We start from the raw sequence: 12,773 nt of genomic DNA on the forward strand, positions 1-12,773 counted from the left end.
AGGACGGTGATGCAGGGGTTCGAAACATCCGTATCGGTCGGACGCATATTGGTGTGCGGCAGTGGTCTCGCGACCGAGATGACGGTCGCGGCGCTGGCGGCGCATTTGCCGCCCCACGTCGCGATCCTGCGCGTCGATGCCGGCGATCAGCGGGGCAGCGACCTGTTCTATGGCAGCGTCACCGCGCCGTCGGCCTATGCCTTCAACCTGTCGGTCGGGGTCGATGAACGCCGGCTGATCCTCGACAGCGATACGAGCTTTTCGTGGGGGACGCGCTATGCCGATTGGGGCGGGCGCGGGTGGATGCAGGGATTTGCGCTGCCGTTTCCGGTGATCGATGGCGTGCAGCTGCACCAATATCTGACGATGGTCGGGGCGGACGGAGTCACGCCCTATGTCGCCGGGGTACAGGCGGCACGACGTGGCGTGTTCGTCCATCCGCCGCGCGAGGGCGACGGGCAACATCCGCTGGCACGCGCCGAATATGGCTATCAGTTCGACCCGGCCGACTATGCGGCGCTGTTCGCGGCGGCGGTTCCGGCGGGGCGGGTCGAGCGGGTTGCCGGATCGGTTGTCGGTGTCGACGTCGCGGAGGGCGTGATCGCAGGCGTGCGGCTGGACGATGGCACTCAGGTGCGCGCGGACCTCTATGTCGATTGCAGCGGTCCGGCGGCAATGCTGCTGTCGGCAATGGCATGCGACTGGCTGGGCGATCGTCGGATCGGCATCACCGTCGAGGACCGGGCCAGCACAGACGAAGCACCTCTACGCACCGTGCGCGTGTCGCCCGATGGGTGGCAGAGCGAGACGCCACTGAAAGGACGCGTGCGGCATATGCGGGTTTCGACGGAAGGGTCGGTGGAAGCCCCGATTGGCCGCCGGTCGCGCGGCTGGGTCGGCAATTGTGTGGGGATCGGACAGGCGGTGGCGATGGTCGAGCCGTTGACGCCGGCACCGATGATGCTGCTGGAACGCGATATCGAACGGCTGCTGACACTGATCCCTTCGCGGCAGGAGATGGGCGTAGAGGCGCGTGAATATGACCGGCGCTTCGCAGACGATCACGACCACGCCGACCTGTTCCAGCGGACGTTCTTTACGGCGGAAGAACTGCCGGACGGACCCTATTGGCAGGCGGCGAAGGCACAGGCGGTGCCGGAGAAGCTGGCGCGCAAGCTGGCCATGTTCGCCGAACGCGGGGTGCTGGTCGCCTATGACCTCGAACCCTTTCATCCGGAGGACTGGACGATCCTGCATCTGGGGCTGGGGTTGCGACCGATCCGCCACGACCGGCTGGCCGATCGCGCCGATCCGGCGCGGGTGCGGCAGTTCCTGTCGAAGATGGCGGGTGAGATCGAAGCGGCGGTGACGAAGCTGCCGCCGGCGCGGGTCTATCGGGCGCAGCTCGAACAATATCTGAAGCGGGGAATGGTATGAGCGCGCCACTGTTGCGCCGGATCGTGATCGTCGGCGGCGGATCGGCGGGGTGGATGACCGCCGCCGCGCTGTCGAGCCTGCTGGATCCGAAGGACGTCGCGATCACACTGGTCGAATCGGATGCGATCGGCACGGTCGGGGTGGGTGAGGCGACGATCCCCGACATACTGAACTTCAACCGGATGCTCGGCGTGAACGAGGCCGAGTTCATGGCCGCGACGCAGGCGACGTTCAAACTGGGCATCGAGTTCGTCGATTGGGGCGCGAAGGGCGACCGCTATGTCCACCCGTTCGGCCAGCATGGCGTCGACATGCAGGGCATCGATTTCCACCACTATTGGCTGCGCGCCCGCGAACATGGCGCGCCGCAGCCGATCGAGGATTATAGCCTATGCGCGGTCGCAGCGCGGGCGGGCAAGTTCGCGCTGCCCGACCCTAATCTGCGATCGGTCCTGTCGCACCTTCGCTATGCCTATCATTTCGATGCGACGCTTTATGCGCGGTTCCTGCGTCGCTATGCCGAGAAGCGCGGCGTGGTCCGCGTCGAGGGGATCGTCGGCGCGGTCGGGCAGGGTGCGGACGGCGCGATCACCGGGCTGACGCTAAGCGACGGGCGGGTGGTGGAAGGTGACTTCTTCTTCGACTGCACCGGTTTTCGGTCGTTGCTGGCGGGCGAGACGCTGGGCAGCGGGTTCGTCGACTGGAGCCACTGGCTGCCGTGCGACACTGCGCTGGCGGTGCCGAGCGAACATGCCGGGCCGCCGACGCCCTATACCCGTGCGACCGCGCGCGATGCCGGGTGGCAATGGCGCATCCCGACGCAGCGGCGGGTCGGCAACGGCCATATCTTTTCGAGCGCGTTCACGACCGAGGAGGCGGCGCGCGAGACGCTGCTCGCTAATCTGGATGCACCCGCGCTCGCCGATCCACGTCGCATCCGGTTCAAGGCGGGGTGCCGCGAAAGTTTTTGGTCGGGCAACTGCATTGCGATCGGGCTGGCGGCGGGGTTCCTCGAACCGCTCGAATCGACGTCGATCTATCTGATCCAGGAGGGAATCAGCCGGTTCATCTCGCTATTCCCGCGCGGCGACATTCCCGACATCCTGCGCACCGAATATAACCGCCACATGCGCACCGAGTTCGAACAGGTGCGCGACTTCATCATCCTGCATTATGCAGCGACCGCGCGCGACGACACGCCGTTCTGGAACCATTGCCGGACCATGACCCTGCCCGATACGCTGCTGCACAAGATTGATCTGTTCCGCGAGACGGGGCGGGTATTCCGCTACAATGACGAACTGTTCACCCGCCCGAGCTGGGTCGCGGTGATGCTGGGGCAGGGGATCGTGCCCAAGGCGTCCGATCCGATCGTCGCGACGCTCCCCGAAGCGGATGTCGCGCGTAGCCTGACGTCGATGCGCGAGGCGATGGCGGCGGCGGTGGCGCGGATGCCGACGCATGGCGACTTCCTCGCCCGCTACTGTCCGGCACAGGCGATCGCGGCATGAGCGGGGCGAACATCCGCAGCATCGTCATCGTCGGCGGCGGCACGGCGGGATGGATGGCGGCGGCGGCGCTGTCGCACATGCTGGCCGGCAGCGGCATGACGATCCGCGTCGTCGAATCCGAAGCGATCGGCACGGTCGGCGTCGGCGAGGCGACGATCCCGCATATCCAGTATTTCAACCGGCTGCTGGGCATCGACGAGGACGACTTCGTCCGCCGGACCTGCGCGACGTTCAAGCTGGGCATCGAGTTCGTCGACTGGGGCAAGATCGGCGAGCGCTATATCCATCCCTTCGGCACCTATGGTCAGGAGATGGAGGGCATTCATTTCCATCATTTCTGGTACCGCCATGCCCAGGCCGGGCGCGCGCTACCGCTCGATCGCTACAGCATCGGCGTCGGCGCGGCGCGGGCGGGCAAGTTCATGCGGCCCGATCCGTCGCGACGCGGGTCGCCGCTGGCCGGTATCAGCTATGCGTTTCAGTTCGATGCGGCGCTCTACGCCAAATATCTGCGTGAGCGTGCCGAGGCGGCGGGCGTGGTCCGGACCGAGGGGCGGATCGTCGACGTCGCACTGAACGGCGCAAACGGCCATGTCGACCATGTCGTGCTCGACGATGGCACCAAGGTTGCCGGCGACCTGTTCATCGACTGCTCTGGCTTTCGCGGACTCCTGATCGAGGGGGCGCTGAACGCCGGCTATGACGACTGGCGCGAATGGTTGCCGTGCGACCGGGCGGTGGCGCGACCGTGCGCGCGGGTCGGCGATCCGACGCCCTATACCCGGGCGACCGCGACCAGCGCTGGCTGGCGCTGGCGCATTCCGCTCCAGTCGCGCACCGGCAACGGCCATGTCTATTGTTCCGACTATGTCGACGACGACACCGCGCTCGCTATGCTGAACGAGGGACTGGATGGCGCCCCACTCGCCGGGCCGAATTTCCTGCGCTTCACGGCAGGGGTGCGGCGAAAGGCGTGGGACCGGAACGTGGTCGCGCTGGGACTGGCGGCGGGGTTTCTCGAACCGCTCGAATCGACGTCGATCCATCTGATCCAGACCGGGATCGCACGGCTGCTGACCAACTTTCCCGACCGTTCGTTCAACCAGCCGGATATCGATTATTACAACCGGCGGACGCGGCTGGAATATGAACAGGTCCGCGACTTCCTGATCCTGCATTACAAGGCGACGGCGCGTGACGACAGTCCGTTCTGGCGGCGGTGTCGCGAGATGGCGATCCCGGCGTCGCTGGAGGAACGCATCGCGATCTTTCGGGAAAATGCGCGGCTCTATCGCCACGACAACGAACTGTTCAGCGAGACCAGTTGGCTGGCGGTGCTGCACGGGCAGAATATTCACCCCAAGCGGCATCATCCGATCGCCGACATTCTGACGGAAGAGGAACTCGACCGGCGCATGACCCATATCGCCGGGGCAATGGACGCCGGAGTGCGGGCGATGCCCGACCATATGGCGTTCATCGACCGGTTTTGTCGTGCGACTGGCTAGGGTCAGTACAAGCGCAAACCGTTCGTGCTGAGTAGGGGCTGAGCAAATCCGAAAGCGTATCGAAGCACCCTCGGCGGTCCTTCGATACGCCGCTTCGACAGGCTCAGCGGCTACTCAGGACGAACGGAAGAGATTGCAGCAGGTTCGCCCTAACGCCGCAAATCGTCAATCAGATACTGTTTCACCCGCTGTGCCATATCAGGCGTCATCTCGCCTAGCGCACCGCGACCGGCGGGGGGCAGGTGGGTGACCGCGTCATGGCCAGCACCGAAGACATAATGGTCGAACCAGTTTCGCCACACGTCGCGTTCGCGCTCGGGCAGGTCGCGGATGCTCATCACCGCGTGCATCAACGTGCGGAAGGGGGAGCCCTGCCAATGGCGCGGCGATAGGTCCCACCAATAGTTGGTGAGCACGTTGACCGGCGACAGCCCCTCAACCTGATGCCACCACATATAGGGGATGTAGATCGCGTCGCCGGGTTCCAGTTCGGCCTCGAGCGCGGTTTCCAGCGCCTCGGCATAGCGGGGATAGCGTTCCAAGTCGGGGTTGCGAAGATCGACCATGCTGACCGGCGGCCCGGCAAAGGTGAAGTCGAACGGCCCGACATACAAGTTGCGGACCTGTTCGGGCGGAAACAGCGTGAAGCGCCGCCGTCCGCCGACGACCACCGCAACATTTTCCGACATGTCGAAATGGGTCGATACCGTCACCCGGTTGCCGATCCACAGTCGCGCGACCGCGCCCGGACCGGTGATGCCCAGCACGTTGTCGCGTGCGAAATCGGGACAATTCTCGGCGATCGGCACCGCTCCGGCGTAGAAGGCCGGCGGCTGTTCCTCGTCGCGCGCGCGCATCAGCACCTGGAGCAACTCGGCGATCGGGGCGAAGCGTTGCTGATAGTTGAGCCCGCGCAGGTCGTTGCTGTACCAGAATCGCCCGTTGATCTGCGGCGGCCCCAGAAAGGCCGGGACCGGTTTGCCGAGGTCGGTCGCCTCGATATAGTCGCTAAGCGCCGCGTCCGATTGCCGCGCTGCCTGCACCGCCGGCCACGACGCGGCGATGCCGCGCAGCACCGCCGGTTGGCGCAGCGGGACGATGTCCGCCTCGAAACGCTGTCGATCGACAGCATGCCATTCGCGGATCGGCGGAAAACTGCGCGTCATATAGATAAGCCTGCCAAATACCGTCCGGCACCCACGTGCCGAATGTAACAGCCTGTAAATGGCCGGTTTGCGGAAGTCGATGATATCGCATCTTTACACCGCGCGTGGACCTACCTAGCGTTGCCGACAAATTAGCAGACAAAACTGCGGAGGGGTGGCTGATGGCCATAGCGGAGGGTGTCGGGCCCGTGACCGAGCGTTCGGTCGGCGGAAGTCTGACCGCGCGGTTGAGCGCGTTGATGTTCATGCAGTTCTTCATCTGGGGGGCGTGGCAGGTCACGCTCGGCCTGGTGATGCAGACGGTCGGGATCGGAAACCTGATCGGCAACGCGTTCTCGATGGGGCCGATCGCGTCGATCGTCGGATCGCTGCTGCTCGGCATGGTCGCGGTGCGCTATGTCGCACCGCGGATGCTGATGGTAATCCTGCATCTGGTCGGCGGCGTGCTGCTGTACCTGCTGCCGACGCTGCTGACGCCCGAAAACGGCGGGACGTTCGTGTGGCTGCTGCTCGGCTACATGATCCTGTACATGCCGACCGTGGGTCTGGCGAACACCATCGCGCTCAAGAGCTTCGGCGATCGGACCGATAACTTCCCGTTCGTCCGCGCCTTCGGCACGATCGGCTGGATCGCGGCGGGCCTCATCATCGGCTGGGCGGGGCTGTCGGCCAGTCCGAAGATCTTCTGGGTCGCGGCGGTCGTTTCGGTCGCGCTCGGCATCTACAGCTTCACCCTGCCGGCGGTCGAGGCCGACAAGCCGCAGGGGGGCAGCGCGATCGCCCAGGTGTTCTGCGTCGAGGCGTTCAGCCTGATGCGGCAGAAGTCGTTCCTGATCTTCATCGTCTGCGCGACGCTGATCTCGGTGCCACTGGCCATGTATTATGCCTATGCGTCACCCTATGTCGGCGCGGCGGGGATCGAGAATGTCAGCGGCACGCTGGCGATCGGGCAGATGTCCGAACTGGTCTTCATGTTCTCGATGCCGTGGCTCTATCGCCGCTTCGGGGTGAAGCCGCTGCTGCTGGTCGGCATGGCCGCATGGGCGCTGCGCTATGCGCTGTTCGCGATCGGGGACGGCGGATCGGGGCTGTGGGCGATCTATCTCGGCGTCGCGCTGCACGGCGTGTGCTACGACTTCTTCTTCGTGGCTGGCGCAATCTATGTCGGCACCATCGCCACGCCGAAGGGCGTCAATGCGCAGGCGCAGGGCATGTTGACGCTGTTCACCTATGGCGTCGGCATGTTGCTGGGGTCGCAGATCGGTGCGCTGATCTATGCGCAGTTGCCGAGTGCGCCGACCATCGCCGACTGGCAGGGCATGTGGGTCTATCCGGCGGTCGCCGCCGCGGCGATCGCGCTACTGTTCCAATTCACCTTCCGCGACGATCGTCGCAAGGAGACGCTGGCATGACGGGAATGAAGGGGCCGGGCATTTTCCTGGCGCAGTTCATGGGCGATCAGGCGCCGTTCGACACGCTGGAGAATATGGCCGAATGGGCCGCGGGCCTTGGCTATGTCGGCGTGCAGATCCCGTGCGACACGCGGCTGATCGACTTGAAAACCGCGTCGGAGAGCAAGGATTATTGCGACGACCTCCGCGGCAAGTTGGCGGCGCACGGCATCGAAGTGACCGAGCTGTCGACCCATCTGCAGGGGCAGCTGGTCGCGGTACATCCGGCCTACGACACGCTGTTCGACGGCTTCGCGCCCCCCGAAGTGCATGGCAAACCCGCCGAGCGGCAGGTTTGGGCGGTCGAGCAAGTCAAGATGGCGGCGAAGGCGAGCGCCAATCTCGGGCTGAAGGCGCATGCGACCTTTTCCGGCGCGCTGGCATGGCCCTATGTCTATCCGTGGCCTCAGCGGCCGGCGGGGCTGGTTGAGGAAGCATTTGCCGAACTGGCGCGGCGCTGGACCCCGATCCTCGATGTGTTCGAGGAAAATGGCGTGCATTGCGCGTTCGAGGTCCATGCCGGCGAAGACCTGCACGACGGCGCGACGTGGGAGCGGTTCCTCGAAGCAGTGAAGGGGCACAATGCCGCGCGGCTGCTGTTCGATCCGTCGCATTACGTGCTGCAACAGCTCGACTATCTCGACTTCATCGACCGCTATCACGACCGGATTTCGTGCTTCCACGTCAAGGATGCCGAATATAATCCGACCGGGCGCTCGGGCGTCTATGGCGGCTATCAGGACTGGGTCGATCGTCCGGGGCGGTTCCGCTCGCTCGGCGATGGGCAGGTCGATTTCTCAGGCGTGTTCAGCCGCATGGCGCAGTATGGCTATGATGGCTGGGCGGTGCTCGAATGGGAATGCGCGCTCAAGAATTCGGCGGATGGGGCCAGCGAAGGCGCTCCGTTCATCGACGTGCATATGATCCGCCTGACCGATCATGCCTTTGACGATTTTGCCAAGAGCGGCGTCGACCGCGCGGCGATCCGCAAGCTGATGGGATTGTCGGCGGAATGAGCGGCAAGGCGTTGAAGCTCGGCATGGCCGGCGGTGGCGAGGGCGCGTTCATCGGCGCGATCCACCGCAAGGCGGCGGCACTCGATGGCGACTGGCAACTGGTGGCCGGCGCGTTCAGCAGCGATGCCGCGCGCAACGAGCGCAGCGGTGCCGCGCTCGGGCTCGATCCGCAGCGTGTCTATGGCGACCTGAACGCGCTGATTGCGGCCGAAACTGCCTTGCCCAAGAGTGAGCGGATCGATGCGCTGGCGATCGTCACGCCCAACCACCTCCATGCACCGATGGCGATCGCGGCGCTGGAGGCGGGCATTCACGTCTTCTGTGAAAAGCCGATGGCGATGAGCAGCGACGAGGCCCGCGCGATTGCGGCAGCGGCGCGCAAGAGCAGCGCGAAGTTCGCGCTGGCTTTCACCTATAGCGGCTATCCCCTCGTCGAAGAAGCGCGCACCCGCGTCGCGCGCGGCGATCTGGGCAAGATCCGGCTCGTTCAGGTTGAGTATTTGCAGGGGTGGCTAAGCCTGCCGATCGATGGCGAAGGCAACAAACAGGCGGAATGGCGTACCGACCCGGCCAAGGCTGGCCTTGGCGGCTGTCTGGGCGATATCGGCACCCATGCCTTTCACCTCGCCGAGCATGTCTCGGGCGTGGCGGTGAGCGAGGTGTCGGCGGACCTGACCGCGCATGTCGCCGGGCGGCGGCTCGACGACGATGTCAGCGCGCTGCTGCGCTTCAACGGGGGTGCGCGCGGTACGCTGAAGGCCACGCAGATCGCGGCGGGCGAGGAGAACGGCCTGAAGCTGCGCGTATCGGGCGAGCATGGCACGCTCGAATGGGCGCAGATGGAGCCGAACACGCTGACGCTGCGCTGGCTCGACCGGCCGGCCGAAGTGGTACGTGCGGGCGGACCGGGTCTCGACGCGTCGACTCAGGCGTTGCTGCGTACGCCGTCCGGCCACCCCGAGGGCTATATCGAGGCATTCGCCAATTTGTACCAAGGGTTTGCGGCAGCGATTCGCGGGCAGGACGAGCGCTTCGTTCCCGGGCTGACCGACGGGCTGCGGACGATGAACTTTATCGAGGCGGTGATCGCGAATGCGGCCTCCGACCGGAAATGGACCCCAGTGGAAGCGGGAGAGTGAAGATGAAACTGCTGACGGGTATGGCGATCGTAGGAGCGGCGGGCGCGACCGCGCTACTGGCGACCGCGACGCCGACCACCGCCCAGACCGCGGCGCCGCCCGCGTTCAACGCGTGCAAGGCATGCCACACGGTCAACAAGGGTGGCCGCAATGGGATCGGCCCCAATCTGTTCGGCGTGGTCGGACGGCCGGCGGCATCGGTGCCGGGCTTCAACTATTCCCCGGCGATGAAGGCGTCGAAGCTGCGCTGGGATGCGAAGACGCTCGACGAATATCTGGCGGGACCGGCCAAGAAGGTGCCGGGCACGCGCATGCCGATCGCGACGCCCGATCCGGCGAAGCGCGCGGCGATCATCGCTTACCTGACGTCGGCCAAGTGAGCGGAGTGTCGCGGCGCACGGTCATGGCGGGGGCCGCCGCCGCGACGCTGGCCGCCGGGGTCGGCGCGTCACAACGACGCGAGGGTAGCGGCAGCAATACCGCGCGCTTCTCGCTGAAGTTCGCACCGCACGAGGGCAGCTTCGCCAGCCGCGGCGACCGGATCGAACAGATCGCCTATGCCGCGGATCAGGGTTTCACGGCGTGGGAGGATAACGAGGCGGCCGGTCGCAGCATCGCTGAACAGACGGCGATGGCGAAGGCGCTGCAACAGCGTGGTATGACGATGGGCGTGTTCGTCGCCAGCATGCCGAAATGGTCGCAGTCGCGGCCGTTGCTGGGGGCGAAGGACGACGCGGAGCGCGAGGGGTTCCTGAACGATATCCGTGCGTCGATCGACGTCGCCAAGCGGCTGTCGGCGACGCGGATGACGGTGGTGACCGGCTTCATGGACCCGAAGGTCCCGGTGGATATCCAGACGGCGCGGGTGATCGACGTGATGCGCCGTGCCGGCGATATCGTCGCGCCGCACAACATCGCGATGGTCATGGAGCCGCTGAACACGCGGACCAACCATCCGGGCGTCTATATGCAATCGATCGCCCAGGGCTATGCGGTTGCGCGCGGCGCGAACAGTGCTGGAGTCAAAATCCTTGCCGATCTGTACCATGAGCAGATTCAGTCGGGGAATCTGATCCCGACACTTGATACGTGCTGGGACGAGATCGGCTATATCCAGTTCGGCGACAATCCGGGCCGCAACGAGCCCGGAACCGGTGAGATCAACTATGCCACCATCGTCAAATGGCTGAAGGGCAAGCGCTATGCCGGGGTAATCGGCATGGAACATGGTAATTCGATAAAGGGTCGGCCGGGAGAAGAGGCGCTGGTCGCCGCCTATCGCCGGATCGACCAGGCATAAGAAGGAGGGGATGATGAGGCTGCGGGACATAGCGGCGCTTGGTTCCGTTCTGACAGCGTTGGCGGGTTCCGCCGGTGCGCAGGACAGGCCGGGGTTCAAGGATACGCCGGTGCTGCCCGGTGGACAGTGGCGGGTGCATGATGCCGACCGGCCGACGCCGACGGTAGTGACGCCTGCTGCACAGCCGGGCGGGGCGCCGTCCGATGCGATCGTGTTGTTCGACGGGCGATCGGTCGACGCTTGGTCTCCCAAGGGCACGCCATGGCCGGTCAAGGACGGCGTGCTGACCGTCCCGTCGCGCGGGCCGGACGGCAAGGGCGGCGGCGATCTGGTGTCGAAGCAGAGCTTCGGCGACGTGCAACTGCACCTCGAATTCCGCAGCCCCAACCCGCCGACCAAGACGTCGCAGGACCGCGGCAATAGCGGCATCTGGTTCATGCAGCGCTATGAGGTGCAGATCCTCGACGGCTATCAGAACCCGACCTATGCCGATGGCACGGTCGGTGCGGTCTATGGCTGGAAGCCGCCGCTGGTGAACGCGTCGCGCAAGCCCGGCGAATGGCAGACCTACGACATCATATTCGAACGGCCGCGCTTCGCCGCCGACGGTTCGCTGGTGCGCCCGGCCTATGTCACCGCGCTCCTGAACGGGGTGGTGGTGCAGAACCACCAGGCGATGCTGGGCACGACCATCTGGCGGCAGGTCGCGAAGTACGAGGCACATGGCGACGCCGCGCCGATCCAGTTGCAGGATCATGATTCACCGGTGTCGTTCCGCAACATCTGGGTACGTCCACTGCCCGAGAGCCCGATCGCGCAGGACCTGAAGGAGAACAGCAAATGATCGATCGCAGGACGGCGCTTGCCGGTGTCGCGGCGATGTTCGGCACCGCGCTCTATGCGCCGCTCGCCCGCGCTGTGGGTGCAGAGGGTCCGGTCGGCGTACCGGCGATCAGCGATGGCCCGCCGAGCGCCGCGGTATTCACCGCGCCGCAACGCGCGCTGATGACGGCGCTGAGCGAACGGGTGATCCCGACCACCGATACGCCGGGCGCGATCGCCGCGGGCGTTCCGGCCTATATCGAGAAGCTGTTGGCCGATTGGTCCTATCCGGCCGAGCGGGTGCCGATCGTCGCCGGGCTCGACGCGATCGAGAAGCGCAGCATGACCGATTACAAGGTTGCGGGTGCCAGGGCGACGCCTGCACAGCAGGACGCGCTGCTGACGCTGGCGATGAACGACCAGATCCCGGGCGGCAAGACCTTCTTCGAAGCGTTCCGCCAGCTGGTTATCGCCGGCTATTACACGTCGGAGATCGGCATGACGCAGGAGCGCGAATATCTGCCGGTGCCCGGCGAATATAACGGCGCCTTTCCCTATTCGCAGGTCAACAAGGTGTATAGCGCATGATCGTCAATCGCAGGCACGTCCTGGCCGGTGCCGGCGGCATTGCCGCACTCGGCGTTACCGGCATCGCGCAGGCGGCGCAGATCAAGGCCGTCGGCATTCAGCTCTACACCGTGCGCGACTTGTTCCAAAAGGACCCGGTCAAGACGCTCGGTGACATCGCCCGCATCGGGTACAAGGAAGTCGAATATGGCGGTGGCGGCTATGACGCCATGGACCATAAGCTGCTCCGCCGGACGATGGATCGGCTGGGGCTGAAGGCACCGTCGATCCACGTGCCGTATGAAGCGCTGCTGGGCGCGTTCGACAAGCAGGTCGAGATGGTCAAGACGCTGGGCGCCGATACGGTGGTCCTTCCGTACATGGTCGACCAGCATCGCAACGAGGCGGGCTGGAACGCGGCGCTGCCGAACTTCAACCGCTTCGCAACCGATCTGCGCAAGGCGGGGCTGGGCTTCGCCTATCACAACCATGATTTCGAATTCACGGTGAAGCCGGGCGGGGTCAGCCTGTACGAGCGGTTGCTGAAGGCGACCGATCCGGCATTGGTGAAGATCGAGCTCGACCTTTACTGGGTCGGCCATGCCGGCGAGGATGTCGGCGGGTGGATCGACCGGCTGGGGCCGCGCCTCTACGCCTATCACGTCAAGGACGCGCGCGCCGATGGCAGCATGACCGCGGTCGGCGCCGGCAAGACCGATTTCGCCGCGCTGTTCGCTCGCCGCGGCAGTGCCGGCGTCCGCCATTTCTATGTCGAGAACGATCAGGCGCCCGCGCCCTATCTACCCGATATCACCACCAGTTTCCGGACGCTCAAGGCGCTGCGTTACTAAAACAG

General features: G+C 65.3%; 12 protein-coding genes. 11 read left to right on the plus strand and 1 reads right to left on the minus strand.

Annotation, left to right across the window (positions count from 1 at the left end):
• Nucleotides 1–9: 9 nt before the first annotated feature.
• From AAIO73_RS11785 to AAIO73_RS11795, 3 genes are read left to right on the plus strand one after another with little or no spacing between them, the layout of a single operon-like run.
• Entirely contained in the window at nt 10–1,437 is a 1,428-nt protein-coding gene (locus tag AAIO73_RS11785; protein ID WP_345878297.1) for a tryptophan 7-halogenase, read from the plus strand.
• Entirely contained in the window at nt 1,434–2,948 is a 1,515-nt protein-coding gene (locus AAIO73_RS11790) for a tryptophan halogenase family protein (protein ID WP_345878300.1), read from the plus strand. The genes AAIO73_RS11785 and AAIO73_RS11790 overlap by 4 nt, the downstream gene beginning before the upstream one ends.
• Nucleotides 2,945–4,456, plus strand: coding sequence for a tryptophan halogenase family protein (locus AAIO73_RS11795; RefSeq protein WP_345878302.1), 1,512 nt, complete (start codon nt 2,945–2,947; stop codon nt 4,454–4,456). The genes AAIO73_RS11790 and AAIO73_RS11795 overlap by 4 nt, the downstream gene beginning before the upstream one ends.
• Nucleotides 4,457–4,605: 149 nt before the next feature.
• Here AAIO73_RS11795 and AAIO73_RS11800 read toward each other — a convergent pair whose 3' ends face one another.
• Nucleotides 4,606–5,622, minus strand: coding sequence for a cupin-like domain-containing protein (locus AAIO73_RS11800; protein WP_345878304.1), 1,017 nt, complete (start codon nt 5,620–5,622; stop codon nt 4,606–4,608).
• 188 nt (nt 5,623–5,810) lie between these two features.
• Between AAIO73_RS11800 and AAIO73_RS11805 the strand changes: the two genes are divergently transcribed.
• From AAIO73_RS11805 to AAIO73_RS11840, 8 genes are read left to right on the plus strand one after another with little or no spacing between them, the layout of a single operon-like run.
• Nucleotides 5,811–7,034, plus strand: coding sequence for an MFS transporter (locus tag AAIO73_RS11805; RefSeq protein ID WP_345878306.1), 1,224 nt, complete (start codon nt 5,811–5,813; stop codon nt 7,032–7,034).
• Entirely contained in the window at nt 7,031–8,089 is a 1,059-nt protein-coding gene (locus AAIO73_RS11810; RefSeq protein WP_345878307.1) for a sugar phosphate isomerase/epimerase family protein, read from the plus strand. The genes AAIO73_RS11805 and AAIO73_RS11810 overlap by 4 nt, the downstream gene beginning before the upstream one ends.
• Complete coding sequence (locus AAIO73_RS11815) at nt 8,086–9,228, plus strand: Gfo/Idh/MocA family protein (RefSeq protein WP_345878308.1); 1,143 nt, start codon at nt 8,086–8,088, stop codon at nt 9,226–9,228. The genes AAIO73_RS11810 and AAIO73_RS11815 overlap by 4 nt, the downstream gene beginning before the upstream one ends.
• Nucleotides 9,229–9,230: 2 nt before the next feature.
• Nucleotides 9,231–9,608, plus strand: a complete 378-nt coding sequence (locus tag AAIO73_RS11820) for a c-type cytochrome (protein WP_345878309.1) — start codon at nt 9,231–9,233, stop codon at nt 9,606–9,608.
• On the plus strand, nt 9,605–10,528 hold the full coding sequence (locus AAIO73_RS11825; RefSeq protein WP_345878310.1) for a hydroxypyruvate isomerase family protein: 924 nt from the start codon (nt 9,605–9,607) through the stop codon (nt 10,526–10,528). Before AAIO73_RS11820 ends, AAIO73_RS11825 begins: the two co-directional genes overlap by 4 nt.
• Before the next feature lie 13 nt (nt 10,529–10,541).
• A complete protein-coding gene (locus tag AAIO73_RS11830) occupies nt 10,542–11,372 on the plus strand; it encodes a 3-keto-alpha-glucoside-1,2-lyase-like domain-containing protein (RefSeq protein ID WP_526023800.1) in 831 nt (276 codons plus the stop codon).
• Nucleotides 11,369–11,938: a gluconate 2-dehydrogenase subunit 3 family protein gene (locus AAIO73_RS11835; protein WP_345878312.1), complete on the plus strand. Its 570-nt coding sequence runs from the start codon at nt 11,369–11,371 to the stop codon at nt 11,936–11,938. The genes AAIO73_RS11830 and AAIO73_RS11835 overlap by 4 nt, the downstream gene beginning before the upstream one ends.
• Nucleotides 11,935–12,768, plus strand: coding sequence for a sugar phosphate isomerase/epimerase family protein (locus tag AAIO73_RS11840; RefSeq protein WP_345878313.1), 834 nt, complete (start codon nt 11,935–11,937; stop codon nt 12,766–12,768). The genes AAIO73_RS11835 and AAIO73_RS11840 overlap by 4 nt, the downstream gene beginning before the upstream one ends.
• The last annotated feature ends 5 nt before the right edge of the window (nt 12,769–12,773 follow it).

It is taken from the genome of Sphingomonas epibiotica (genome assembly GCF_039615155.1).
Lineage (GTDB): Bacteria > Pseudomonadota > Alphaproteobacteria > Sphingomonadales > Sphingomonadaceae > Sphingomonas.

Coding starts and splice junctions, on each gene's coding strand:
- AAIO73_RS11840 (WP_345878313.1), top strand. CDS start 11,935: ATGATCGTCAATCGCAGGCACGTCCTGGCCGGTGCCGGCGGCATTGCC.
- AAIO73_RS11785 (WP_345878297.1), top strand. CDS start 10: ATGCAGGGGTTCGAAACATCCGTATCGGTCGGACGCATATTGGTGTGC.
- AAIO73_RS11790 (WP_345878300.1), top strand. CDS start 1,434: ATGAGCGCGCCACTGTTGCGCCGGATCGTGATCGTCGGCGGCGGATCG.
- AAIO73_RS11815 (WP_345878308.1), top strand. CDS start 8,086: ATGAGCGGCAAGGCGTTGAAGCTCGGCATGGCCGGCGGTGGCGAGGGC.
- AAIO73_RS11830 (WP_526023800.1), top strand. CDS start 10,542: ATGAGGCTGCGGGACATAGCGGCGCTTGGTTCCGTTCTGACAGCGTTG.
- AAIO73_RS11810 (WP_345878307.1), top strand. CDS start 7,031: ATGACGGGAATGAAGGGGCCGGGCATTTTCCTGGCGCAGTTCATGGGC.
- AAIO73_RS11820 (WP_345878309.1), top strand. CDS start 9,231: ATGAAACTGCTGACGGGTATGGCGATCGTAGGAGCGGCGGGCGCGACC.
- AAIO73_RS11800 (WP_345878304.1), bottom strand. CDS start 5,622: ATGACGCGCAGTTTTCCGCCGATCCGCGAATGGCATGCTGTCGATCGA.
- AAIO73_RS11835 (WP_345878312.1), top strand. CDS start 11,369: ATGATCGATCGCAGGACGGCGCTTGCCGGTGTCGCGGCGATGTTCGGC.
- AAIO73_RS11795 (WP_345878302.1), top strand. CDS start 2,945: ATGAGCGGGGCGAACATCCGCAGCATCGTCATCGTCGGCGGCGGCACG.